General features: G+C 64.0%; 23 protein-coding genes. 16 read left to right on the plus strand and 7 right to left on the minus strand.

Translation table 11 applies throughout. The annotated features are described in order from the left end of the window. Positions 1 to 4: 4 nt before the first annotated feature. The 3 genes from mdoH to queF all read right to left on the minus strand — a co-directional run bounded on the left by mdoH (position 5) and on the right by queF (position 4,230). Entirely contained in the window at positions 5 to 2,161 is a 2,157-nt protein-coding gene (gene mdoH, locus ACFFJ6_RS20685; protein ID WP_378391354.1) for a glucans biosynthesis glucosyltransferase MdoH, read from the minus strand. After that, positions 2,149 to 3,660 carry a glucan biosynthesis protein G gene (locus ACFFJ6_RS20690; protein ID WP_378391356.1) on the minus strand — a complete coding sequence of 504 codons (1,512 nt, stop codon included), beginning with the start codon at positions 3,658 to 3,660 and terminating at the stop codon, positions 2,149 to 2,151. The genes mdoH and ACFFJ6_RS20690 overlap by 13 nt, the downstream gene beginning before the upstream one ends. A gap of 93 nt (positions 3,661 to 3,753) precedes the next feature. After that, positions 3,754 to 4,230 carry a preQ(1) synthase gene (queF, locus tag ACFFJ6_RS20695; RefSeq protein ID WP_378391358.1) on the minus strand — a complete coding sequence of 159 codons (477 nt, stop codon included), beginning with the start codon at positions 4,228 to 4,230 and terminating at the stop codon, positions 3,754 to 3,756. 180 nt (positions 4,231 to 4,410) lie between these two features. Here queF and eno point away from each other — a divergent pair, with 180 nt between their 5' ends. Next, a complete protein-coding gene (eno, locus tag ACFFJ6_RS20700; protein WP_378391360.1) occupies positions 4,411 to 5,694 on the plus strand; it encodes a phosphopyruvate hydratase in 1,284 nt (427 codons plus the stop codon). 49 nt (positions 5,695 to 5,743) lie between these two features. On the opposite strand, the gene ACFFJ6_RS20705 is transcribed toward eno, so the two are convergent. After that, positions 5,744 to 6,022 carry a hypothetical protein gene (locus ACFFJ6_RS20705; RefSeq protein ID WP_378391362.1) on the minus strand — a complete coding sequence of 93 codons (279 nt, stop codon included), beginning with the start codon at positions 6,020 to 6,022 and terminating at the stop codon, positions 5,744 to 5,746. A 22-nt stretch (positions 6,023 to 6,044) separates the two neighbouring features. Next, the gene (locus tag ACFFJ6_RS20710; protein WP_378391364.1) at positions 6,045 to 6,935 is read right to left on the minus strand and encodes a Y4kA family protein; all 891 of its coding nucleotides are present in this window, start codon (positions 6,933 to 6,935) and stop codon (positions 6,045 to 6,047) included. 235 nt (positions 6,936 to 7,170) lie between these two features. Between ACFFJ6_RS20710 and ACFFJ6_RS20715 the strand changes: the two genes are divergently transcribed. Together ACFFJ6_RS20715 and ACFFJ6_RS20720 are read left to right on the plus strand one after the other, a co-directional pair. Beyond that, entirely contained in the window at positions 7,171 to 8,307 is a 1,137-nt protein-coding gene (locus tag ACFFJ6_RS20715; protein ID WP_378391366.1) for a zinc-binding dehydrogenase, read from the plus strand. Between the two features lie 85 nt (positions 8,308 to 8,392). Beyond that, positions 8,393 to 9,196, plus strand: coding sequence for a hypothetical protein (locus ACFFJ6_RS20720; RefSeq protein ID WP_378391368.1), 804 nt, complete (start codon positions 8,393 to 8,395; stop codon positions 9,194 to 9,196). A gap of 133 nt (positions 9,197 to 9,329) precedes the next feature. On the opposite strand, the gene ACFFJ6_RS20725 is transcribed toward ACFFJ6_RS20720, so the two are convergent. Further along, positions 9,330 to 9,944: a LysE family translocator gene (locus ACFFJ6_RS20725; RefSeq protein ID WP_378391370.1), complete on the minus strand. Its 615-nt coding sequence runs from the start codon at positions 9,942 to 9,944 to the stop codon at positions 9,330 to 9,332. A gap of 100 nt (positions 9,945 to 10,044) precedes the next feature. Here ACFFJ6_RS20725 and ACFFJ6_RS20730 point away from each other — a divergent pair, with 100 nt between their 5' ends. The 12 genes from ACFFJ6_RS20730 to ACFFJ6_RS20785 all read left to right on the plus strand — a co-directional run bounded on the left by ACFFJ6_RS20730 (position 10,045) and on the right by ACFFJ6_RS20785 (position 21,423). After that, positions 10,045 to 11,190, plus strand: coding sequence for a CaiB/BaiF CoA transferase family protein (locus ACFFJ6_RS20730; RefSeq protein WP_378391372.1), 1,146 nt, complete (start codon positions 10,045 to 10,047; stop codon positions 11,188 to 11,190). Positions 11,191 to 11,306: 116 nt separating this feature from the next. Then, positions 11,307 to 11,864, plus strand: a complete 558-nt coding sequence (locus ACFFJ6_RS20735; protein ID WP_378391374.1) for an NADPH-dependent FMN reductase — start codon at positions 11,307 to 11,309, stop codon at positions 11,862 to 11,864. 117 nt (positions 11,865 to 11,981) lie between these two features. Beyond that, entirely contained in the window at positions 11,982 to 12,299 is a 318-nt protein-coding gene (locus ACFFJ6_RS20740; protein WP_378391376.1) for an FtsB family cell division protein, read from the plus strand. Positions 12,300 to 12,450: 151 nt separating this feature from the next. Further along, positions 12,451 to 13,485, plus strand: coding sequence for a pyruvate dehydrogenase (acetyl-transferring) E1 component subunit alpha (gene pdhA, locus ACFFJ6_RS20745; protein ID WP_378391378.1), 1,035 nt, complete (start codon positions 12,451 to 12,453; stop codon positions 13,483 to 13,485). An 83-nt stretch (positions 13,486 to 13,568) separates the two neighbouring features. Beyond that, positions 13,569 to 14,978: a pyruvate dehydrogenase complex E1 component subunit beta gene (locus ACFFJ6_RS20750; protein WP_378391380.1), complete on the plus strand. Its 1,410-nt coding sequence runs from the start codon at positions 13,569 to 13,571 to the stop codon at positions 14,976 to 14,978. Between the two features lie 6 nt (positions 14,979 to 14,984). After that, the gene (locus ACFFJ6_RS20755) at positions 14,985 to 15,281 is read left to right on the plus strand and encodes a DUF5076 domain-containing protein (protein WP_378391382.1); all 297 of its coding nucleotides are present in this window, start codon (positions 14,985 to 14,987) and stop codon (positions 15,279 to 15,281) included. Positions 15,282 to 15,290: 9 nt separating this feature from the next. Further along, entirely contained in the window at positions 15,291 to 16,727 is a 1,437-nt protein-coding gene (locus ACFFJ6_RS20760) for a pyruvate dehydrogenase complex dihydrolipoamide acetyltransferase (RefSeq protein WP_378391384.1), read from the plus strand. 201 nt (positions 16,728 to 16,928) lie between these two features. After that, entirely contained in the window at positions 16,929 to 17,330 is a 402-nt protein-coding gene (locus ACFFJ6_RS20765; protein WP_378391386.1) for a hypothetical protein, read from the plus strand. Positions 17,331 to 17,381: 51 nt separating this feature from the next. Further along, on the plus strand, positions 17,382 to 18,044 hold the full coding sequence (locus ACFFJ6_RS20770) for a hypothetical protein (protein ID WP_378391388.1): 663 nt from the start codon (positions 17,382 to 17,384) through the stop codon (positions 18,042 to 18,044). Positions 18,045 to 18,152: 108 nt separating this feature from the next. Then, positions 18,153 to 19,577, plus strand: coding sequence for a dihydrolipoyl dehydrogenase (gene lpdA, locus ACFFJ6_RS20775; RefSeq protein WP_378391390.1), 1,425 nt, complete (start codon positions 18,153 to 18,155; stop codon positions 19,575 to 19,577). A gap of 255 nt (positions 19,578 to 19,832) precedes the next feature. After that, on the plus strand, positions 19,833 to 20,615 hold the full coding sequence (locus tag ACFFJ6_RS20780) for a dihydroxy-acid dehydratase domain-containing protein (protein ID WP_378391392.1): 783 nt from the start codon (positions 19,833 to 19,835) through the stop codon (positions 20,613 to 20,615). Further along, positions 20,602 to 21,423 carry a tetratricopeptide repeat protein gene (locus tag ACFFJ6_RS20785; RefSeq protein ID WP_378391394.1) on the plus strand — a complete coding sequence of 274 codons (822 nt, stop codon included), beginning with the start codon at positions 20,602 to 20,604 and terminating at the stop codon, positions 21,421 to 21,423. The genes ACFFJ6_RS20780 and ACFFJ6_RS20785 overlap by 14 nt, the downstream gene beginning before the upstream one ends. Before the next feature lie 126 nt (positions 21,424 to 21,549). Here ACFFJ6_RS20785 and xth read toward each other — a convergent pair whose 3' ends face one another. Next, positions 21,550 to 22,341, minus strand: a complete 792-nt coding sequence (gene xth / locus ACFFJ6_RS20790) for an exodeoxyribonuclease III (RefSeq protein ID WP_378391396.1) — start codon at positions 22,339 to 22,341, stop codon at positions 21,550 to 21,552. 142 nt (positions 22,342 to 22,483) lie between these two features. Between xth and ACFFJ6_RS20795 the strand changes: the two genes are divergently transcribed. After that, positions 22,484 to 23,614, plus strand: coding sequence for an efflux RND transporter periplasmic adaptor subunit (locus ACFFJ6_RS20795; RefSeq protein ID WP_378391398.1), 1,131 nt, complete (start codon positions 22,484 to 22,486; stop codon positions 23,612 to 23,614). Positions 23,615 to 23,616 lie beyond the last annotated feature (2 nt).

Genomic DNA, 23,616 nt, shown 5'->3' on the forward strand with positions numbered 1-23,616 from the left:
CGTGCTACCCGGACGATAGGGCGCTTGCCGGCGGCATCGCGACGACGCGGCTGACGAGATCGCGGTCGCCCATCAGGGCCCGCTTTTCCGGCTTGGTCAGCCACGCCACCACTTCGTTGAACGATGCAGCGTCCTCGACCTTGGCGCGGGCGACCGCGTAGTCGGTGTCGACACGGCCACGCGCACGGGGCGCTTGGCGCGCCAGACAGGCGAGATGCAGGTCGAGCAACCGGCGATCGTTGCGCAGCATGACCAGCGGGTCCTCATCGCCGGAGCCAGGCAGCGTTACGGCGATCTGGTGCACGCGTGCGAGGATCGGCGGCGCCGCGAGATCTTCCGGCGTCGCCAGCAGCGCCGGCCGCGCCGAGGCCGAGCGGTTGGTGAACATCGCCACCGGGACGGCCAGCACCAGCCCGAGGATCACCGGCGTCATCCACCAGAACAGCGGCCACGACACCAGCAGCGCGCTGATCGCCATGGCGGCGCCGATGGCTGTCGGCAGCGCGTAGCGCCGCGCGACGTCGCGGAACGGAATGGAGCCGTCACCGCGATGCTGCAACTGCCAGCCGGAATCCTGACCCATGAGGATGTGCGCGACCGCCGTCGATTGGAAGATCATCATCACCGGCGCGGTCAGCGCCGACATGAATGTCTCGACGACCAGACCGGCCGACGCGCGCAAACCGCCGCCGAACCCGCGCCTCGTGTCGCGGCGTACCAGCACGAGGAACAGCGCCAGCAGCTTCGGCAGGATCAGTAGCCCCATGGTCGCGGCGAACACCCAGGCGGCGCGGACGGGATCCTGCGCGGGCCAGATCGGAAACAGCGAGAAGTCCTTGGGGAAGTATTCGGGGCGGACAAACTGTGCCTGCAACGAAATCAGGATGCCGGCCACCAGGAAGGTCAGCCACATCGGCGCGGTGATGTAGGCGCCGATGCCGGTCAGGAAATGCAGCCGCGACACCCAATGCAGGCCGCGGGCCGGCAGGATCTTGGCATGTTGCAGATTGCCCTGGCACCAGCGCCGGTCGCGCGCCGCGAAATCCAGCAGCGTCGGCGGCACTTCCTCGTAGCTTCCGCGCAAGGTGGGCGCCATGTGGATGCGCCAGCCGGCGCGGCGCATCAGGGCGGCTTCGACGAAGTCATGGCTGAGAATGCTGCCGCCGAACGGCTTTCGTCCGGACAGGATCGGCAAGCCGGTGCAGGCTGCAAAGGCCTCGACCCGGATGATCGCGTTGTGGCCCCAGTAGTTACTTTCCGAGCCGTGCCACCAGGCGACGCCGGCGGCGATCATCGGGCCGTACATGCGTCCGGCGAACTGCTGCAGCCGCGCGAACAACGTCCGCGCATTCACCACTACGGGCAGTGTTTGGATCAGCGCGACGTCGGAGTGCTGCTCCATCGCCGCGGCCATGCGGACGAGCGCGTCGCCGGTCATCACGCTGTCGGCGTCGAGGATGACCATGAAGTCATTGCTGCCGCCGAACCGCTTGACCCAGTCTTCGATGTTGCCGGATTTGCGGGCGTGATTATCGGCACGATGGCGATAGAACAGCCGCGGGGTGTAGCTCGCGACCGCGAGAAAGCACGTCTCTTCGTGCGCCCACACGGCGGGATCGGTGGTGTCGCTAAGGATGTACCAGTCGAACTGCGCGCCGCTGCCGGTCGCGTCGGTCGACTCGCGCGTCGCCTGCAACCTTGCGAACACGGTTTGCGGATCTTCGTTGTAGGTCGGAAGCAGCATGGCCACTCGCGCTTTGACGGTCGGCAGCGGGCCATCGGGATCGAGATCGAGATTGTCGCGCCAGCCACGGAGCAGGGCGGCGAACCCGGCAAGGCCCGAGACGAACGAGAGCGCCACCCACGCAAAGAGCGCCGCGAACAGCACCAGCACGATGCCTTCGAGGATGGTGACGCCGCCGACCTTCAGAACCTCGTACATCTCGTCGACGCCCGCATAGGTCAGCACCGCGGTCGCGACCATGACCAGCGCGCGTCGCCATCGGCCGGTGCGGACCGGCGTGTCGATCGCCGCCGCTGGCGCTTCGGCGAAGGATTGCACCGGCATCGCCAGCGGGGCTTCGGCGGGCAGCGGGTCGGGCAACCGATCCGGATGATCTGTCCCGGGCGCGTCCGCCGTCGGCCGGATCACGGGACCCATCGATAGACCCAGACTTCGGTCAGCGCGGTGTCACCGGTCATCAGGATCGCACGTAGTTCGATCGGCGGCTGGTCGGTCATCAGATTGAAACTGAGCCGCCAGCCGTCGATCAGCGGATTGGGGACGCTGACGACGTTGCGGATCTCGCCCTTGTTGGTCGTCACCTCGGCGCGAACAGAGGCGGGGTCGAGCCCCTTCAGCCTGTCGCCAGTGATGTCGAGCACGAACAGTCGGTCGTTGTCACCGCGCGCGCTGACGCCGGTGCGGGTGAAGCGCGCCAGCGCGGAGGGCTTCGGCGTGTCGGGTCCCCAATGCAGGCGATACGTGTAGATGTGCTCGCCCTTGGCCTTGAGCGGTCCCTTGGGCTCCCAGAACGCCGCGATGTTGTCGTGCACTTCTTCCCTGGTCGGAATCTCGACCAGCTTGACGACACCTTCGCCCCAGTCGCCGATCGGTTCGGCCCACAGGCTCGGCCTCATTTCGAAGCGCGATTCCAGATCCTGATAGGCGTCGAACTTGCGCTCGCGCTGCATCAGGCCGAAGCCGCGCGGGTTCTGGTCGGCGAACGAACTGATCTGCAGGTCGCGCGGATTGCACAGCGGACGCCACAGTTGTTCGCCGCGGCCGTTGAAGATTCCGAGCCCGTCGGAATCGTGCACCGCCGGACGGAAGTCCGCCGCGTCGGCCGGATCGTTCGGCCCGAAGAAGAACATGCTGGTCATCGGCGCGAGCCCGGCATGTTGCAGATCGACCCGCGGATAGATCGCGGCTTCGACATCGAACACGGTGGTGTCGCCCGGACGGATGGTGAAGCGATAGGCGCCGGCGACGCTCTTGCTGTCGAGCAGGGCGTGTACCACCATCGACGACGCGTCGAGCGACGGCCGCTCGAGCCAGAACGCCTTGAACAGCGGGAATTCCTCGCCGCTGCTTTGTCCGGTGTCGACAGTCAGAGCGCGTGCCGAAAGACCGTATTGCTCGCCCTTCGCGACCGCGCGGAAGTACGAGGCGCCGAGGAAAACGCAAAGCTCGTCGTAGTAATCGGGCTTGTTGATCGGCGCGTGAATCCGGAAGCCGCCGAAACCGAGATCGGTGTCGGGCGAGGGCGGAGGCGTGTCGCCGAACGAGAAATCTTCGGGACGATACCGGATGGCTTTCGCCTGACCGCCTGCGACTTCGAAGATGTTGACTCGGTTGGCGTAGAGAAAGCCGCGATGAAAGAACTGCACCTGGAAGGGCAGGTGCTCGCTGCGCCACAGCGCCCGCTCCGGATTGAAGCGGATGGCGCGATAAGCGTCGTAACCGAGATCGGCCAGCGGCGACGGCAGCTTGCCGTCGGGGGCCTGATACGGCTTGCCGGCGAGGTCACGCGCAAGCTGGCGCACGACCGATGGATCGAAGGGTTGGGGCTTGTCAGCGGCCTGCGCGAAAGATGTCGCCGCCTGTGACTGCAACAGCGGAATCGCTGCAAGGCCTGTGAGAACTTGCCGACGATTCAATGTGACGCTCCGGGTATCGGGAAAGTTCCGAGCCAACGTTCCCGACCTCGTGAAGTTCCCCCGGCAAATGTCGCAGGACCGCGGTGTGTCCCCTCAGCCACGCCCGCGATAAGGCGCGACGCCCTGATCCGGCACCCACAAGCCCTTCGGCAGCTTGCCGGTCTGCCAGAATACGTCGATCGGGATGCCGCCGCGCGGGTACCAATAGCCGCCGATGCGCAGCCATTTCGGCTTGATGGCCGCGACGATACGCTTGCCGACCGACACCGTGCAGTCCTCGTGGAAGCCGCCATGGTTGCGGAAGCTGGCGAGGTAGAGCTTCAGCGCCTTGGATTCGATCAGCCACGCGCCGGGCGCGTAGTCGATCACCAGATGGGCGAAATCGGGCTGGCCCGTCACCGGGCACAGCGAGGTGAATTCCGGGGCGGTGAAGCGCACCAGGTAATCGGTATCCGCCTGCGGGTTGGGGACGCGGTCGAGCTGGGCGGCATCCGGGCTGGTCGGCCATTCGACGGCGCGACCGAGTTGCAGGTCGGCGGGCTTGGGAGGCTTGCGCGGGGCTTTGGACATGATCTCAGACAGAACTCCGTTTGGGTCGTCGTCCTAAAGCATTTTCCGAGAGAGGGGAATTCGCGGGGGAATGCCGGCTTCTCAGTTCGTCTGGAGCGCCCCGGCGGCCTTTTCCGAGCCCGTCCCATGCTGTAGAAGCGGCGCCAAATCCTGTTCCCCCACACATTTCAAGAGGCATCCATGACCGCCATCGTCGACATCATCGGCCGCGAAATCCTCGACAGCCGCGGCAATCCGACCGTCGAGGTCGATGTCGTGCTGGAGGACGGGTCGGTCGGCCGCGCCGCGGTGCCGTCGGGTGCCTCCACCGGCGCCCATGAGGCGGTCGAGCTGCGCGACGGCGACAAGGCCCGCTATCTCGGCAAGGGCGTGCTGAAGGCGGTGGAGGCGGTCAACGGCGAGCTGTTCGATGCGCTGGGCGGCATGGACGCCGAGCAGCAGGTGCAGATCGACCAGACCATGATCGAGCTCGACGGCACTCCGAACAAGGGCCGCCTCGGCGCCAACGCGATCCTCGGCGTGTCGCTCGCGGTCGCCAAGGCCGCGGCGGCGTCGTACGACCTGCCGCTGTATCGCTACGTCGGCGGCACCTCGGCGCGGACGCTGCCGGTGCCGATGATGAACATCATCAATGGCGGCGTGCATGCCGACAACCCGATCGACTTCCAGGAATTCATGATCATGCCGGTCGGCGCGCCGACCTTCGCCGACGCGCTGCGCGCCGGTTCGGAAATCTTCCATACGCTGAAGGGCGAGCTGAAGAAGGCCGGCCACAACACCAATGTCGGCGACGAGGGCGGCTTCGCGCCGAACCTGCCGTCGGCCGACGCCGCGCTCGACTTCGTCGTCTCGGCAATCGGCAAGGCCGGCTACAAGGCCGGCGAGGACGTGATGCTGGCGCTGGACTGCGCCGCCACCGAGTTCTTCAAGGACGGCAACTACGTCTATGGCGGCGAGAACAAGACCCGCTCGCGCAGCGAGCAGGCCAAGTATCTCGCCGATCTTGTCGCGCGCTATCCGATCGTGTCGATCGAGGACGGCATGAGCGAAGACGACATGGACGGCTGGAAGGAGCTGACCGATCTGGTCGGCAGCAAGTGCCAGCTGGTCGGCGACGATCTGTTCGTCACCAATGTCACGCGCCTCGCCGACGGCATCAAGAACGGCCGCGCCAATTCGATCCTGATCAAGGTCAACCAGATCGGCACGCTCACCGAGACGCTCGCGTCCGTCGAGATGGCCCACAAGGCCGGCTACACCGCGGTGATGTCGCATCGCTCGGGCGAGACCGAGGACTCGACCATCGCCGACCTCGCGGTCGCCACCAATTGCGGGCAGATCAAGACCGGCTCGCTGGCGCGCGCCGACCGCACCGCGAAGTACAACCAGCTGCTGCGCATCGAGCAGGAACTGGGCTCCAGCGCCCACTATGCCGGCAAGGCCGCGCTGAAGGCGTTCCGCTGAAGCGGAGCGCATCGCGTGCGGGGCGCCCGGTCTCGGGCGCCATCCGCCACTAATTGCGGTGCTCGAAGCAGGTTTCTTCGGCCATTGTGCGTGCCTCCAGAGGAGACAGCCGGTCGTCGTGGCGAAGTTTGTGTTCGAGCCCGTGCTTGGCCAGAAAGTCCTTCACCAGGTGGACTATCTTCGGTCCGACGACGACAAATCGGTCTGACTGCAGCGTGAGGCATTCACGCAGAAATTCCGGCTCGAGTTTGGCGTCGACGATCGCCTTCATCACTTCGAGAACCTTCTGGATTGCAACGTCGTAGGACGGATCTGCGGATTCTGTCATGACCTTGCTCCTGGCGTTTCGATCAGGGTGAGTTGCCGAGTTTGTTGATGATACTGCGCTGAATCGCGCCGTCGGCGGCGGCGTTGCTCTGCTCCGTGGCGGTGGCCGGCGCGCGAAGCGGCGCACCGCCGAAGAGGCCAGTGCTCGGCGGTGGCCCGTTTGGCGGCGGCGGCAGGGCCAGCGCGACAATCACTTGGTGGATGTCCTTGCGCATCGCCGATGCCGTCAGCGAGCCGCCCGCCAGATAAGTGCGCTGGCCTAGCGGCGCCAGCGTCACCTGCGGGCCGACGGATCCGGAGAATGTGGTCTGGAACTTGAAAGTATCGGTGAGCGTCGGCACCTTGTCTTCCTTGCCGGTGAGCTTTTGGAACTGGTTCAGATCCACGAAGGTCTTAATCATCTCGGCGAGGCCGATGGTTCCGCTGACCGGATAGAGTAAGTTTTCCGGCGAGCCGTCGTCAGTGCAGCGACGTGACGGGAACAGCATCAGTTCGTGGAAGGTGTCGTTGGCGCGGAATATTCGCACGGTCTGGCGCTGCAGGTCTCCGGTCCCCCTCGGGCCGACGCTGAGCACGCCGCGGCTGAAAAGGTGAACGATGTCGGCTTCTCCCGACAGCGTGTTCTGTTCGGTGATGTCGAAAGTGAAATCGTAAGTAATCGCCGCGCCCCGATACTTGATGATGTTGTCCCGCGCGGGCTGCGCGAGCTCGCCCAGGCCCCGCGTGAATTCCTCGAACGGCAATTCGCCGGATTGCAGTCGCCCCGCTATCGCCATCAATTCGGGCTTCTTGGTGTGTCGGAAGTAATCGACGATGGCCGATTTGATCGCGGCGCGGGCTTCGCAGCGGATGTGATGCACGATCTCGCTAGTCCGGAACTCGGCACCAATGACGTCTTCGGGCAACGGATGCACAGAGCATCCGGCCACAAACAATGGCGCCAATCCCGCAATTACAAGCCGAAGCATGAAATGCCTCGCTGAAATAAATAACTGCACAACTATGCGGAGCAGAATGACAGTTTCCCGTGTTGGTGTATGTAGCCATCGTGCCACAATCGGATTTTTAGCGTGGTGGCGCGGCGCGGCTTGAACCCTGCGCGCGGCTGCCCCAAGGTGCGGCCGCGCTGACACAACAGGGAGAAGACGCGTGACCGAGGCCACCACCGGACTGCAACTGCGCTCGCTGATCAAGGCGAGCGGCGACCTCGAAGTGTCGCTGGTGCCTGTCACGCTTCCCGAGCCCGGCCCCGACGAAGTTATCGTCCGGGTCGAGGCCACCCCGATCAACCCGTCCGATCTCGGCCTGCTGTTCGGCGCCGCCGATATGTCGACCGCCAAGGCGTCCGGCACGGCCGACGCGCCGGTGATCACCGCCCGGGTGCCCGAAGCCGCCATGAAGGCGATGGCGGGGCGACTCGACGAGTCGATGCCGGTCGGCAACGAAGGCGCCGGCACGGTGATCAAGGCCGGCAGCTCGGATGCAGCGCAGGCGTTGCTCGGCAAGACCGTGGCGATGATCGGCGGCGCGATGTACGCACAGTACAGGACGATGAAAGCCGCCGACTGCCTGCAGCTGCCGGACGGCACCACGGCCGCCGAAGGCGCCTCGTGCTTCGTCAATCCGCTGACCGCGCTCGGCATGACCGAGACGATGAAGCGCGAGGGACACAAGGCGCTGGTGCACACCGCGGCGGCGTCGAACCTCGGCCAGATGCTGAATCGCATCTGCCTCAAGGATGGCATCGATCTGGTCAACATCGTGCGCAGCGAGGCCCAGGCCAAGCTGCTGCGCGACATCGGCGCCAAATATGTCGTCGACTCCACGGCGCCGAGCTTCATGGACGACCTGACCGAGGCGCTGGTCAAGACCGGCGCGACCATCGCGTTCGACGCGATCGGCGGCGGCCGGCTCGCCGGGCAGATCCTGAGCTGCATGGAAGCTGCGATCGCCAAAACCGCGAGCGGCCCCTACAGCCGCTACGGCTCGAGCGTGCTGAAGCAGGTTTACATCTATGGCGGGCTGGACACACGTCCCACCGAGATCGTGCGTAACTTCGGGATGATCTGGGCGGTTGGCGGCTGGCTGCTGTTTCCGTTCCTGCAGAAGATCGGAGCCGCCGACGCCGCGAAACTGCGCGCCCGGGTGGCCGCTGAGATCAAGACCACCTTCGCCAGCCACTACACGCGGACGGTATCGCTCGAGGAAGCGCTGAGCCTCGATGCCATCGCGGTCTACAACAAGCGCGCCACCGGGGAGAAATTCCTGATCACCCCCAGCGCATAGCTGCCATCGGGGGTGCGAAATCCGCTGGTGCTGATCGCAGTTGCTAGCTAGTCTCAACAAGGCGAAGCAGCCCAGCGGAGATTTCATGGATCAAATGGCTGAACGGCGTCCGTCGGAACTGGCGGAGGCAACTGCTGCGTTGATCAATCACATCGTCGGCGCAATCGAGTCGGCGGCTGTCGTGATGGAGCCGTTCTATCACCTCGAATTCGTCGGGATATTTCCGGCGCTGGTCTACGCCGCAATGCTCCAGGCTCTGCCGCGGAGCAACGACTACCGGCCGATGCACGGCCGCAGCAAGGGCAACGATCTCGCCGACGGTACCCACACCCGTGTAAAGATCGATCTGTTCCCGGAGTACATCCGCCATCTGCCGCCGCAGCAGCGCTCGATCTGGCGCATGGTCGGTGATGCGCTGTGCTCGGAGCCGGTCAAGGACGCGTTCCGGCGCAAGCTGGCACCGGCGCTGGAAAAGCGGTTCGGCCCGGGTGCGCAGGATGTCGGCATGTTTCCGATCCCGATCCTGACCCGCGACATCCCGGGCTACAAGATCACGCCGCACACCGACACGCATTGGAAGGGCATCACCGTGCAGCTCTATCTGCCGCACGACGAGTCCCACACCGACATCGGCACCATCTTCCACGACGTGTTGCCGGACGGTTCGATGCCGAAGACGCGGCAGATGAAGTTCGCGCCGAACTCCGGCTATGCCTTCGCGGTCGACAAGCACACCTGGCACTCGGCCGATACGGTGCCCGTCGGCGTCGAGACCCGCGACAGCATCCTGCTGACCTATTTCGTCGATCAGGGCGTGCTGAAAGTCCTGCGTAACCGCGGCAAGCGCGTCGGCAATTTCCTGCTCAACGAAATCCGCGCGCGGACTTAAGCAACACCGTCATTGCGGGGAGCACTCGGATCGGCGCGTCGCGCCGTCCGAGCATAGGCTCCGCGACGAAGCAATCCATGCCGTTTGTGGGGCGCTGGATTGCTTCGCTTCGCTCGCAAGGACGCTGACCCGGTCAGCGCTCCGCCGTCGCCAGCTTCGCACCCAGCGCGACGAAAGCGGCGGCGAACCCGCGGCGCATCCATGTCAGCACGCGGGGGCGGGTGATGACGTGGTCGCGGAGCCATGCGGCGAACAGCCCGTAGATCACGAACACCACGAAGGTCATCAACATGAAGATGGCGCTCAGCTCGACCATGCGGCCGAGCGGATGCGCCTCGTCGGTCGACACGAACTGCGGCAGGAACGCGAGGAAGAAGATCGACAGCTTCGGATTGAGGATGTTGATCAGCACGCCGGTTACCGTCATCTGCAGCGCCGAAGGCGCGCCGACCTCGGTCTCGACGCTGAGCGGCCCGCGCTCGCCCAACGTCTTCCAGGCCATGTACAGCAGATAGGCGACGCCGAGATATTTGAAGGTCTGGAACGCCACCGCGCTGGTGTGGAGCAGGGCGGCGAGGCCGAGGATCGCCGCCGCCATGTGGGGCACAATCCCGATGGTCGAGCCGAAAGCGGCGATCACGCTGGCGCGCGGTCCGCGGGAAAGCCCTGCCGCGAGCGTGTAAAGCACGCCTGTGCCCGGGGAGGCGACCACGATCAACGAGGTGAGGAGGAATTCGGCACTGATCATGGCTGGGTTCCACAGATGCGAGAAGCTTGCAATTTCGATCGCGGCACGGAAACAGTGCCACGACCATTACGACGGTTCGACTGTAAAATTGGAGACGCACATGGCTGGACCCCTCGCCGGGATCAAGGTGATCGAGATCGCTCAGGCGATCGCCGGTCCGATGGCCGGCATGATCCTTGGCGACATGGGCGCCGATGTGATCAAGGTCGAAAAACACGACGGCGGTGATGATGCCCGGCACTGGGGCCCGCCCTTCATCGAGGGCGACTCGCTGTTCTTCCACGGATTCAACCGCAACAAGCGATCGGTGACGCTCGACATCAAGAGCCCGGACGACGTCGCGCGGCTGAAGGAGCTGGTGAAGGACGCTGACATCCTGATCCAGAACCTGCGCTCCGGCGTGGTCGCGTCCTGCGGGATCGGACCGGACGTGATGTGTGCGATCAATCCGCGGCTGATCTATTGCTCGGTCTGGGCATTCGGCAAGACCGGCCCGCTCAGCAAGGAGCCCGGCTTCGATCCGCTGCTGCAGGCCTATGGCGGGGTGATGTCGCTGACCGGCCGGCCCGACGATCCACCGGCATTCTGCGCGCCCGCGATCAACGACTGCGCCACGGCGCAATGGTGCGTGATCGGCGCGCTGGCGGCGCTGCAGCAGCGCGCCGTCACCGGCAAAGGCTGCGTCATCGACACCTCGCTGTTCGACACCGCGATCGGATGGGTCGGCACCCAGCTCAACGGCTATCTGTTCTCCGGCGAGGCGCCGCCACGCCACGGCACCGCCAGCGCGACGCTGGCGCCGTATCAGGTGTTCGAGACCGCCGACCGGCCGATCGTGATCGCCGCCGGCAACGACCGGCTGTTCGCCAAATGCGCCGAGGTGCTCGGCCATCCGGAATGGAGCGTGGATCCGCGGTTCGCGCGGGTGCGCGACCGCGCCGAACATCGCCACGAACTCGTCGCGCTGATCCAGCCGGTGCTGGCCGCGCGGCCGGCCGCGGACTGGCTGAGCGCCCTGAAGCGCGCCGGCGTGCCGGTGAGCCCGGTCAACGACATCCCCGAACTCGCGGCAACCGAGCAGTTCGCGGCGGCCGATATGATCCGCACGATGCCGGAGACCGGCCTCAAGGTCGCCGGCCTGCCGATCATGTTCGACGGCCAGCGGCCGCATCCGGTCCTCAACACGCCGAAACTCGGCGCGGATAATGAAGAGGTGCTCGGCGGACGTGCCGATGCGGCCGAGTAGAGATCACAACTTCGTCAGCAGGGCGCGTGGGCAGTACGTTGTCGTGCCCGCGCTTGCCACGTCACGTTAGGTTCGGGCGTCGTCCGACCCCTCCTTCAGAACCAGGATAGATCCGTATGCCCAATCCATATCGCGTCGCTGTCGTCGTCGGCAGTCTGCGCAAACAGGCCTTCTCGCTCCGTATCGGACAGGCGCTGGCCAAGCTCGCCCCCGACGCGTTGAAGCTCGAGATCGTCACGCTGCACGATCTGTCGTTCTACAACCAGGATCTGGAAGCACAGGCGCCGGCGGACTGGCTGGCTTTCCGGGACAAGATCAAGAGCGCCGACGCGGTGCTGTTCGTTACGCCGGAATACAATCGATCCATTCCGGGCGTGCTGAAGAACGCCATCGACGTCGGCTCGCGGCCCTACGGCCAGAGCGCGTTCGACAAGAAGCCGGCCGGCGTGGTGTCGAATTCGCCCGGCGCGATCGGAGCGTTCGGCGCCAACCACCACCTGCGGCAGTGCCTGACCTTCCTCAACATGCCGGTCCTGCAGCAGCCCGAAGCCTATGTCGGCGGCGTCGGCGACGCCTTCAACGAGCAGGGCGATCTGGTGAAGGATTCGCTGCGGGAATTCCTGCAGAAGTACATCGACGCCTTCGCCGCCTGGGTGGCGCAGCAATACAAATAGTCCGCGCGGCGCACGCCTGCCTTGCGGGCGTGCGCCGATCGTTTCGCGGTATATCGGATATGCCGCTGGCGATGCGCCGTTAGTGCTGCATTAACCGCAGCCGGGCATGGTTGACCCATGGTTAGCCGCAGTCGCCTCAAATCCATTCTTGTCGGTATCGCGCTCTACGCAATCGCCTCGGCGGCGATCGCGTATTTCGGCATGAACGCCTATACGGGCCGCTACGGCCTGACGGCGCAGCAGGAGCTCGACCAGGAAATCATCGCGCTGACCTCCGAACTGGTGCGCCTCCGAGCCGAGCGGGCCGAGGGTGAAAAGCGCGTGGCGCTGCTGCGCTCGGATCGACTCGATCCCGATATGCTCGACGAACGCGTGCGCTATCAGCTCGACTTCGCGCATCCCGCGGATCTGGTTCGGATGAATCCGACCCGCTGAGTCTCATATTCCAAAAACCAAGATAAACGATCGCGAAAATTTCACGACGTTGCACTGCGGCACAAGCTTTTGCGTGCTGCGGCACGCGGCTCCTTTCACAGCGGAATAAGTTACGGTAGAGAGGCTGATCTACTCTCTCATCGGAAACGCCATGGCCGCACCAAAGAAGAGCGCCGCGAAAGAGACGGGGCAGGACACTTCGTCCGCACCGAGCAAACCGCGGGTCCCGGACTTCTCCAAGGAACAGGAGCTGCACGCCTTCCGCGACATGCTGCTGATCCGCCGCTTCGAAGAGAAAGCCGGCCAGCTCTACGGCATGGGTGCGATCGGCGGGTTTTGCCACCTCTATATCGGCCAGGAGGCCGTCGTCGTCGGCATGCAGATGGCGCTGCGCGAAGGTGATCAGGTGATCACCGGCTATCGCGACCACGGCCATATGCTCGCCTGCGAGATGGACCCCAAGGGCGTGATGGCCGAGCTGACCGGACGGCGCGGCGGCTATTCGAAGGGCAAGGGCGGCTCCATGCACATGTTCAGCATGGAGAAGCACTTCTACGGCGGCCACGGCATCGTCGGCGCGCAAGTCTCGCTCGGCACCGGCATCGCCTTCGCCAACCGCTATCGCGACAACGGCAATGTCTGCCTCGCGTATTTCGGCGACGGCGCCTCCAATCAGGGCCAGGTCTACGAGAGCTTCAACATGGCGGAGCTGTGGAAGCTCCCCGTGGTCTACGTCATCGAAAACAACCGCTACGCGATGGGCACGTCGGTGACGCGTTCCTCGGCGCAGACCGATTTCTCCAAGCGCGGCGTGTCGTTCAACATTCCGGGCGAGCAGGTCGACGGCATGGATGTGCGCGCGGTGAAGGCCGCCGGCGACAAGGCGGTTGCGCATTGCCGCGCCGGCAACGGCCCCTACATCCTCGAGATGCAGACCTATCGCTATCGCGGCCACTCGATGTCGGATCCGGCGAAGTATCGGACCCGCGAGGAGGTCGACAAGATCCGCAACGATCAGGATCCGATCGAGCAGGTCCGCCAGCGCTTGCTGCAGCAGGGCATGACAGAGGACGACCTCAAGAAGATCGATGCCGAGGTTCGCAAGATCGTCAACGAGTCCGCCGACTTCGCCCAGAACGATCCGGAACCCGATCCGTCGGAACTCTACACCGATGTGTATCGCTGATGTTCGCGCCGGCGCTCGCACGCCGGTTGTTCTCTCCTGTCGCCTTGCGGCGATCCCGCGCTTGATCTGACTGCGGAGCCACGATGCCTACTCAAATTCTGATGCCCGCGCTGTCGCCGACCATGGAAAAGGGCAACCTTTCGAAATGGCTCAAGAAGGAAGGCGACAAGGTCAAGAGCGGCGACGTGATCGCGGAGATCGAGACCGACAAGGCGACGATGGAAGTCGAAGCCGCCGATGAAGGCACGCTCGGCAAGATCCTGATCCCCGAAGGCACCAACGACGTCGCGGTGAACACGCCGATCGCCACCATCCTGGGCGACGGTGAAAGCGCCGCCGACGCGGATAAGGCCGCAGAGCCCGCGGCGCAGACCAAGGCCGCGCAATCCGCGCCGCCGGCCGCCGAGCCGGAAGCCGCGCAGGCCAAGTCCGCCGCGGCTCCGGCGCAGCACGCACCCGAAGCGCCGACTGTCTCTGCTGCGGCCGATTTGGATATTCCGGCCGGCACCGAGATGGTGACGCAGACCATCCGCGAAGCGCTGCGCGACGCGATGGCCGAGGAAATGCGCCGCGACGCCGACGTGTTCGTGATGGGCGAAGAGGTCGCCGAGTATCAGGGCGCCTACAAGGTCACGCAGGGGCTGCTGCAGGAATTCGGCGACCGCCGGGTGATCGATACGCCGATTACCGAGCACGGCTTCGCGGGCGTCGGCGTCGGCGCCGCGATGGCCGGGCTGAAGCCGATCGTCGAATTCATGACCTTCAACTTCGCCATGCAGGCGATCGACCAGATCATCAACTCGGCGGCCAAGACGCTGTACATGTCGGGCGGCCAGCTCGGCTGCTCGATCGTGTTCCGGGGCCCGAACGGCGCCGCCTCGCGCGTCGCCGCCCAGCACAGCCAGGACTACTCGTCCTGGTACTCCCAGATCCCGGGCCTCAAGGTCGTGGCGCCGTATTCGGCCGCCGACGCCAAGGGGCTGCTCAAGGCGGCGATCCGCGATCCGAATCCGGTGATCTTCCTCGAACACGAGATGCTGTACGGGCAACACGGCGAAGTGCCGAAGCTCGACGACTACGTGATCCCGATCGGCAAGGCCCGCGTCGTGCGCGAGGGCTCGCAGGTCACGCTGATTTCTTGGTCCCACGGCATGACCTACGCGCTGAAGGCGGCCGAGGAATTGGCCGGCGAGGGCATCGACGCCGAAGTCATCGACTTGCGCACGCTGCGGCCGCTCGACACCGACACCATCATTGCGTCGGTCAAGAAGACCGGCCGTGCCGTGACGATCGAGGAAGGCTGGCAGCAGAACGGCGTCGGCGCCGAGCTCGCCGCGCGTATCATGGAGCACGCCTTCGATTATCTCGACGCGCCGGTGACGCGCGTGTCGGGCAAGGACGTGCCGATGCCTTACGCGGCCAATCTCGAAAAGCTGGCGCTGCCGAGCGTTGCCGAAGTCGTCGAGGCGGCGAAGGCCGTCTGTTATCGGTAAGCCCCGATGGCTGGTCCCAAGCAACAGCCGCTGCCGCCCGACGTCGAGGGCCGCGAGGACGCCACCGAGGTGCTGCGCGCCTTCGTGCTCGACGGCGGATTGTCGATCGCGTTCATGCGCGCGTTCGAAGAGCCCGAGATGTGGGGGCTGCTGCTGGTCGACATCGCCCGTCATGCCGCGCGCGCTTATTCGCGCGAGAGCAACTACACCGAGGACGAAGCGCTGGAGCGCATCGTCGAGATGTTCGAGTCCGAGATCGCGCGCCCGTCCGACATGGGCAGCACGACCGAACGGCCGCAATAAGGTTTCGCCATGCCGATCAACATTCTGATGCCCGCGCTGTCGCCGACCATGGAGAAGGGCAACCTTGCGAAGTGGCTGAAGAAGGAGGGCGACAAGGTCAAGAGCGGCGACGTCATCGCCGAGATCGAGACCGACAAGGCGACGATGGAAGTCGAAGCCTCCGACGAGGGCACGCTGGCCAAGATCCTGGTGCCCGAGGGCACGCAGGACGTGCCGGTGAACGACGTCATCGCGGTGCTCGCCGGCGACGGCGAGGACGTCAAGGCGGCGGGAGCAGGGGCCGGCAAAGCCGCGCCGAAGCAGGACGTGGCCAAAGCCGACGACGCGCCCAAGCCCGCAGCGGCATCCTTCGAGACGCCCGCTGCGCGGGCTCCTCAGGATGAGGGCAGTGCAGGGAGCAAGGCTGCGTCCGAGACAAACGCGTCCGCAAACAAAGCTGCAACACATACAGCTCCTCGTCCTGAGGAGGGCGCGAAAGCGCCCGTCTCGAAGGACGCAGCCACGAGCAACGGTGCCCGCGTGTTCTCGTCGCCGCTGGCGCGGCGGCTGGCGAAAGATGCCGGCATCGAGCTATCACGGATCAACGGCACCGGCCCGCATGGCCGTGTCGTCGCGCGCGATGTCGAGCAGGCCAAGGCCGGCGGCGGCCTGAAGGCGGCGCCTGGCGCGGCACCCGCAGCAGCCGGTCCCGCCATCGCGCCGTCGATGTCGGATCAGCAGATCCGCGCGCTGTATCCGGAGGGCAGCTACGAGGTGGTGCCGCACGACGGCATGCGCCGGACCATCGCGCAGCGGTTGACGCAGTCGACCCAGACCATCCCGCATTTCTATCTGACGATCGACTGCAACCTCGACCGGCTGCTGTCCGCGCGCGAAGACATCAACGCCGCCGCGCCGAAGGACAAGGACGGCAAGCCGGCCTACAAGATCTCGGTCAACGATTTCGTGATCAAGGCGATGGCGGTCGCGCTGCAGCGCGTGCCCGACGCCAACGTGTCGTGGACCGAAGCCGGGATGCTCAAGCACAAGCACTCCGACATCGGCGTCGCGGTGGCGATGCCGGGCGGCCTGATCACGCCGATCATCCGCAGCGCCGAGGTGGCCTCGCTGTCGTCGATCTCCGCGCAGATGAAGGATTTTGCCGCGCGCGCGCGGGCCCGCAAGCTGAAGCCCGAAGAGTATCAGGGCGGCACCACCGCGGTGTCGAACCTCGGCATGTACGGCATCAAGGACTTCACCGCGGTGATCAACCCGCCGCACGCCACCATCCTTGCGGTCGGCACTGGCGAGCAGCGCGCCATCGTCAAGGACGGCAAGATCGAGATCGCCACCATGATGAGCGTGACGCTGTCCTGCGATCACCGCGCCGTTGACGGCGCCCTCGGCGCCGAACTGATCGGTGCGTTCAAGACGCTGATCGAAAATCCAGTGATGATGATGGTGTAGCCCAAAGGATGGCTGCTCAATCTGGAGTAGTTTCTGGAATCTTGCCTGTTCTGATGCTAATCACCCGCTGTTCATTTCAAATTTGAGAATGCAATGACGGTAACAGAGTATTTCAAGACTTTATGTGTGAGGCGACGGACTCTCGCTTGGGTCCTTGCTCTAATTATCAGCATAGGTCCATTTCTCCTCTTAAGATATTTCATGGAGTGGCAAAATACTGCGTTCTTTGCGAATGGCTTCTGGTCAGGTGTTCTGATCAAGGATCTCCTTCCTGATTCTTGCTACGTATGTGTGGCGGTTGGGCTCGCCTATTGGTCGGACTTGTTTCTTTCGAAGCGCCAGTTTGACCCGGCAGCTAGCGGAAGGGCTTTTTTTCTGAACTACATCAACCTTGTACTTGCCTTGGTGATGATTTTTTCTGGTGTATTGTATTTTATTTCATCTTTGATTGATAAGCATGTTCTTTCGATATCGTTTGATCCCACTAATTTAATCAGAACTGCTGTGATCTGCCTCTTTTTTACGGTGGTGATGCTCACATTTGTGGGCGAGCAGTTGCTTCACGAATTGGAGCTGAAGCAAAGTGAAGGACGTGCTGATTAGCAAAGGACGGTCGTGGCTGGGTCTGGGATTGTGCAGATTGGAGACCAAGGATTGTGGACTGAAGCAATTGTCTATTTGCTAGTCGGTCTGGCTTGGGTGGTGTTTTCGGTCACCCTGCTAGCATTCGGCTCCTTCTTCTTTTTCTCATTCCGAAGTGCTAAGAAGCAAGAAATGCGGCGTCGGCTTCGTAGATTGGCGCCTGAGATGCATCGCGCTAGGCCAGAGCTTGTTGCCGTTCGCTCCTTCGATAATATTGTCGCTGAATTAGGAAAAACTGGGGGCGGTGAGGCTGAGGCCGATCTCAAATATCTTGCGCATCAGTACTCAAAAGTATTGGCGTCACGGCTAGTTGTAGATGCTGAATTCAAGTCGCTTTTGAGGAATCACGTCGCACTTAAAAAGAAGGAAGGTGTGCTCCCGCAGACGCCAGCGCTGTTAATGCAGCTGCTATTGCTAATTCGCGGTCAATTTGAACGTCAGAATGCAGCAGACGTCTTAGGTTTTGCTAGATCCAGGATGGTTCAAGGAAGCGACCTCTGGTTTTGGGATCGATCTTATGAATCTTGGGTTGCGGAAGAGGTCCTTCGCCGACATGCCGATGATCTATTTAGGGACTTGGCGATAAGCTTAGTCAGTTTATCTGCATCAGCAGAAGATGTTCGAGACGCGCCAGTCATTCCCAGTAATTCGAGTTTACCCGACCTGCTTGATTAATCGTGGTGGCCTGCTAAGGCGTACCAAATCCTAGGATTGGTTCAGCAGTAATTGACGTGGTCGTCAATGCTGGTCTGGTGTGTCTCTTTTGTTTGGCGGGAGCTTTTTGTGCCGGTCGACACCTCCTTCGACGTCATCATCATCGGCTCCGGTCCCGGCGGCTATGTCGCGGCGATCCGGGCGGCGCAGCTCGGGTTCAAGACCGCGATCGTCGAGAAGACGCATCTCGGCGGCATCTGCCTGAACTGGGGCTGCATCCCGACCAAGGCGCTGCTGCGCTCGGCCGAGATCTATCACTACATGCAGCACGCCAAGGACTACGGGCTGTCGGCCGACAATATCAGCTACGATCCGAAGGCCGTGGTGCAGCGTTCGCGCGGGGTGTCGAAGCGGCTCAACGATGGCGTTGGCTTTCTGATGAAGAAGAACAAGGTTTCGGTGATCTGGGGCCAGGCGACGATCGACGCGCCCGGCAAGATCACCGTCACGGCCTCGAAGACCGAAGCCCCGAAGGGCACGATCGGCCCGGGCAGCTATCAGGCCAAGCACATCATCATCGCCACCGGCGCGCGGCCGCGGGCGTTGCCCGGGCTCGAGCCGGACAAGAAGCTGATCTGGACCTATTTCGAGGCGATGGTGCCCGAGAAGATGCCGAAGTCGCTGCTGGTGGTCGGCTCCGGCGCGATCGGCATCGAGTTCGCCTCGTTCTTCCACACCATGGGCTCCAAGGTGACCGTGGTCGAGGTGCTGCCGCAAATTCTGCCGGTCGAGGACGCCGAGATCGCCACGCTGGCGCGCAAGCGGTTCGAGAAGCAGGGCATCCGGATTTTGTCCGGCACCAAGGTCACCAAGCTCGACAAGAAGGCCGACAGCGTCGTCGCCACCATCGATGCGGGTGACGGCAAGCCGTTCACCGAGGAGTTCGAGCGGGTGATTTCGGCGGTCGGCGTCGTCGGCAATGTCGAGAATCTCGGGCTGGAGAAGCTCGGGGTGAAGATCGAACGCGGCACCATCGTCACTGACGGGCTTGGCAAGACCAACGTGCCGGGGATCTACGCGATCGGCGACATCGCCGGACCGCCGATGCTGGCGCACAAGGCCGAGCATGAGGGCGTGGTCTGTGTCGAGGCGATCAAGGGCCTGCACCCCCATCCGCTCGATAAGAGCCTGATCCCGGGCTGCACTTACTGCAACCCGCAGATCGCCTCCGTGGGCCTCACTGAGGCCAAGGCGAAGGAGCAGGGGCGCGACATCCGGGTCGGCCGCTTCCCGTTCACTGCCAACGGCAAAGCCATCGCACTCGGCGAGGACCAGGGCCTGGTCAAGGTGATCTTCGAAAAGAAGACCGGCCAGCTGATCGGCGCTCACATGATCGGCGCCGAAGTCACCGAGCTGATCCAGGGCTACGTCGTGGCGATGAACCTCGAGACCACCGAGGAAGAGCTGATGCACACCGTCTTCCCGCATCCCACCCTGTCGGAGATGATGAAGGAAGCCGTGCTCGACGCCTATGGCAAAGTGCTGAACGCCTGAGGCGTCGGCTTCCAGCCGCATTCTAATCAGTTAGGCGACCGATTAGTGGTGGCTGCCGGGCAACGTTTGTTGCGTCTCCGCCACAGTTCCGGATGATTTAACCGTCTTTGACGGTCGCTCTTGCACGCGCCGCTTTTTAGCCACACCGGTCAATGAGACCATCGTCCCAAGACAGGCTCATGAAGGCATGGGCCCAGGTCGGTGGAATTGTTCGTTGTGGCGCTGGCCGAGAATCGGCCGGGATGCGGGTCAAGGATGGACGCGAAGGCGGATAGCAAGTCGAAGCTTCCGGAGCGGCAAGCGCCCGCGTTGTCGGCGCGCGCTTTCGCCGTTCGCGATCTCGACTCCATCGTCGCGCCAGCCGAACGGACCTCCGATGCTGCATCGCAGTGGCGGTCCCTTACCCAACAAAGCCGTATCAGCAGCGACCGATTTGTAACCGCCGCAGTCTTCAAAAAGACACCATGTGTCGCGGATTTGCAGTCAGCCGGCCGTGATGTCGCCAAAGACAAAGCAGATGTTGGCAACATACCGCTCTTGATGAAGACCCAGCTCGATCAAGGCTTCCTGCGCGGCGACCGTCCGACCAATTCCGGCCGGACGATCGTTGAAGGTGGGACGTTCGTGACGTGGACTTTGCATCGAGAGCTGGTGCGGCAGACGCAGCGCTCGGTCGTTTTGGCCGGCTCCGTCGGGCCGAACGGAAATCTCGCACCAGAAGGTGCGATCTGGAAGGTCGCGGGAATGTCGAAGCTGCCGTCGTCCTGGCCCGCACGCTGGTTGGAGCGCGATCATGCCGTTCCGATGCGTGCGCAAGACGCTGTGGCCGCCCCGATCGACTACGCTGCGCCCGGCGCGGCCGTTAACACGAATTTGACCGACGATCTCGTGCCCGGCCCGTCCGAATGGACAGCTCGCGCGACAGATGACTCGTCGGATGCGCTTTCGGAATATGCCCTGCAGGTCGGACACGCCTTTTTCGGCGCCATGACCCGTCCGGGCGGGGCGGTCGAGAAGCATTGCTATGCGGATGTTTAAGCGTACGGTTTGTGTCGCGTGGGTGATGGGCGCTACGGCTGCCCTGGCGCCGGCGTTCGCCTTCGAGGGCACCCCGGTGAACCCGGAGAACACCGCGATCCCGGTCGCGTCGTCTCAGCCCGGCACGGCGCCGGCGCTGAAGAAGGCGATCCCCCCCGAGACCACCACGACCTCGCTGAGCGCGCTGCAATACGCGGCCGAGGGCGGCCACCCGATCGCCCAGTGGCGGCTCGGCCGGATGTACGCCGACGGTAACGGTGTGGTGCAGGACGACCTGCGCGCTTTCGATTACTTCAGCAAGATCGCCAACGCCCATGCCGAGGACAGCCCGTCCGCGCCGCAGGCGGCGATCGTCGCCAACGCCTTCGTGGCGCTCGGGCGCTATTATCTCGACGGCATTCCGAACTCGAAGATCAAGCGTGATCCGGAGCGGGCACGCGAGATGTTCTCCTATGCCGCCTCGTATTTCGGCAACGCCGACGCGCAGTATGATCTCGCCCGGCTGTATATCGAAGGCATCGGCATGCCGCGCGACTTCCGCTACGGCGCACGCTGGCTCGGCCTCGCGGCGCAGAAGGGGCAGCACCAGGCCCAGGCGATGCTCGGCCAGTTGCTGTTCAACGGCGAGAAGCTGCCCCGGCAGGCCGCCCGCGGCCTCATGTGGCTGACGCTCGCCCGTGACAGCGCCGCGCCGGAAGAGACCTGGATCAAGGACAGCTATAACCGCGCCTTCTCCAAGGCTTCGGACGACGACCGCGCCATGGCGCTGCAGATGCTCGAGCACTGGGTGCAGGGCCGGCGGGACTGAGGCTCTATCCAGTCGTCGCTGCCGGCTCCTGCTAGCGATGACGTGCTGAAGGCGGGCGTATCCGGATCGTCTGAATTGTCGGCGCCTCGCCTTAGAGTGACGGTGCCTTGTTCGAGGTGGTTGACCTCACGCCGTCTCCAGGTCGAAATCCGCCCACACCGGCACGTGATCGGACGGCTTTTCCCAATTCCGCACATAGCTGTCGATGCCCACGCCACGCAGCCTGTCGGTGGCCTGGGGCGATAGCAGCAGGTGGTCGATGCGGATGCCCCAGTTCTTCTGCCAGGCGCCGGCCTGATAGTCCCAGAAGGTGTACTGACCGGGCGCGTCGGTGGTGGCGCGCAGAGCGTCGGTCAGGCCGAGGCCGAGCAGGGCCTGGAAGCTCTCGCGGGTCTCCGGCCGGAACAGCGCGTCCTCGACCCAGGCGGCCGGATTGTGGACGTCCTCGGGCTGCGGGATGACGTTGAAGTCGCCGGCCAGGATCAGCGGCTCCTCCGTCTTCATCCGTTCCTGCGAATACTGAAGAAGTCGCGACATCCAGCTCAGCTTGTAGGGATATTTCTCGCTGCCGACCGGGTTGCCGTTGGGCAGATAGAGGCAGGCGACGCGGACGACGCCGCGCTTCAGCGAGATCACGCCCTCAAGGAAACGGGCATGGACATCGTTCTCGTCACCGGCCAGCCGCGGGGTGGCTTCTTCCAACGGATATTTGGATAGCAAGGCTACGCCGTTGAAGGTCTTCTGGCCGTGGGTGACGACGTTGTAGCCGAGCGCCTCGATCGGCTCTCGGGGGAATGCCTCATCGATGCATTTGATCTCCTGCAGGCAGACCACGTCCGGCTGACAGTCATTCAGCCAACTGAGAAGATGATCGAGCCGCTGACGGATCGAGTTCACATTCCAGGTCGCAATCCGCATCGAGGCACCCGTGGCAATATATCCGGCCGCTGCCATACCATGGCGCCGGCCGCTGTGATAAGTCTTTGTAAAATCGAGCGCTAAATTCAGGGAGCGGGACGGGCTGTGGCGCGGCCCCGCGACAGGCCGGCCACGGAGTGTCATGACGAAGCGACGCTGGATCATCATCGCCATCGTGCTCGCCGCGGGCGGTTTTGCCGCCTACGAGCTGCGGCCGTACTGGTCGGACAAGCACACGGCGACCAAGACCGCGCCGCGCAGCCGCGTGGTCGCCGTCGATGCAGCGAAGGCGGTCCGCAAGCCGGTTCCGATCGATGTCGATGCGATCGGCATGGTGACCCCGATCTCCAGTGTTGCTCTGAAGTCGCGGCTGGAGACGACGATCGTCAGCGTGCACTTCGAGGATGGGGCGCGGGTCAACGAGGGCGATCTGCTGTTCACCCTCGACGCGCGGCAGATCGATGCCCAGATCGAGCAAGCCGAAGGCAATCTGGCCCGCGACCGCGCGCAGCTCGCCGGCGCCGAGCGCGATCTGAATCGCTACAACGAGCTCATCGGCAAAGGCGCCACCACCCAGGTCAATCTCGACAACGCCAAGACCCAGGCCGACATCCTCGCCGGCACCATCAGGGGCGCGCAGTCGGCGCTCGACAATCTCCGCGTCCAGAAGAGCTACACCATCATCCGCGCGCCGTTCCCCGGCCGGATCAGCGCCGCCAATGTCAAGATCGGCAACTTCGTCCGCCCCGCCGACACCGCACCGCTCGCGACCATCAATCAGATGGCGCCCGTCTATGTCACCTTCGCCGTGCCTCAGCGCGTGCTGGGCGATCTGCGCGACGCGATGAAGGCCAACACCGCCAGCGTCACCGCGACGATTCCCGGCAGCGGGAGGTCGGAGCAGGGCAAAGTCGCGATGGTCGAGAACACCGTCGACGCCACGACCGGCATGGTGACGGTTCGCGGCATCATGGACAACGACAACGAAACGCTATGGCCGGGCACGCTGGTCAACACACGGCTCACTGTGCGAACCGAGGAAGCTGTGACGGTGCCGACGGTGGCGGTTCAGCGCAGCCAGAGCGGCAATTTCGTGTTCGTCATCCGGGATGGCGTTGCCCATGTGCAGCACGTCAGCGTCAGCCGCACCCATATGGGCGAGAGCGTGATCGTGGAAGGGCTGGCCGGCGGTGAGGACATCGTCACCGATGGCCAGCTGCTGCTGTCCGAGGGCACAAAGGTCGAACCGCGCAGCCGGAAGGCCGGGGCCTGATC

Origin of the sequence: Rhodopseudomonas telluris (assembly GCF_042432815.1) — a bacterium.
Lineage (GTDB): Bacteria > Pseudomonadota > Alphaproteobacteria > Rhizobiales > Xanthobacteraceae > Rhodopseudomonas > Rhodopseudomonas telluris.

Coding starts and splice junctions, on each gene's coding strand:
- ACFFJ6_RS20725 (WP_378391370.1), bottom strand. CDS start 9,944: ATGATCAGTGCCGAATTCCTCCTCACCTCGTTGATCGTGGTCGCCTCC.
- ACFFJ6_RS20730 (WP_378391372.1), top strand. CDS start 10,045: ATGGCTGGACCCCTCGCCGGGATCAAGGTGATCGAGATCGCTCAGGCG.
- ACFFJ6_RS20760 (WP_378391384.1), top strand. CDS start 15,291: ATGCCGATCAACATTCTGATGCCCGCGCTGTCGCCGACCATGGAGAAG.
- ACFFJ6_RS20795 (WP_378391398.1), top strand. CDS start 22,484: ATGACGAAGCGACGCTGGATCATCATCGCCATCGTGCTCGCCGCGGGC.
- eno (WP_378391360.1), top strand. CDS start 4,411: ATGACCGCCATCGTCGACATCATCGGCCGCGAAATCCTCGACAGCCGC.
- ACFFJ6_RS20785 (WP_378391394.1), top strand. CDS start 20,602: ATGCGGATGTTTAAGCGTACGGTTTGTGTCGCGTGGGTGATGGGCGCT.
- ACFFJ6_RS20750 (WP_378391380.1), top strand. CDS start 13,569: ATGCCTACTCAAATTCTGATGCCCGCGCTGTCGCCGACCATGGAAAAG.
- ACFFJ6_RS20705 (WP_378391362.1), bottom strand. CDS start 6,022: ATGACAGAATCCGCAGATCCGTCCTACGACGTTGCAATCCAGAAGGTT.
- ACFFJ6_RS20780 (WP_378391392.1), top strand. CDS start 19,833: ATGGACGCGAAGGCGGATAGCAAGTCGAAGCTTCCGGAGCGGCAAGCG.
- ACFFJ6_RS20735 (WP_378391374.1), top strand. CDS start 11,307: ATGCCCAATCCATATCGCGTCGCTGTCGTCGTCGGCAGTCTGCGCAAA.
- ACFFJ6_RS20740 (WP_378391376.1), top strand. CDS start 11,982: ATGGTTAGCCGCAGTCGCCTCAAATCCATTCTTGTCGGTATCGCGCTC.
- ACFFJ6_RS20765 (WP_378391386.1), top strand. CDS start 16,929: ATGGAGTGGCAAAATACTGCGTTCTTTGCGAATGGCTTCTGGTCAGGT.
- pdhA (WP_378391378.1), top strand. CDS start 12,451: ATGGCCGCACCAAAGAAGAGCGCCGCGAAAGAGACGGGGCAGGACACT.
- xth (WP_378391396.1), bottom strand. CDS start 22,341: ATGCGGATTGCGACCTGGAATGTGAACTCGATCCGTCAGCGGCTCGAT.
- ACFFJ6_RS20720 (WP_378391368.1), top strand. CDS start 8,393: ATGGATCAAATGGCTGAACGGCGTCCGTCGGAACTGGCGGAGGCAACT.
- mdoH (WP_378391354.1), bottom strand. CDS start 2,161: ATGGGTCCCGTGATCCGGCCGACGGCGGACGCGCCCGGGACAGATCAT.
- queF (WP_378391358.1), bottom strand. CDS start 4,230: ATGTCCAAAGCCCCGCGCAAGCCTCCCAAGCCCGCCGACCTGCAACTC.
- ACFFJ6_RS20755 (WP_378391382.1), top strand. CDS start 14,985: ATGGCTGGTCCCAAGCAACAGCCGCTGCCGCCCGACGTCGAGGGCCGC.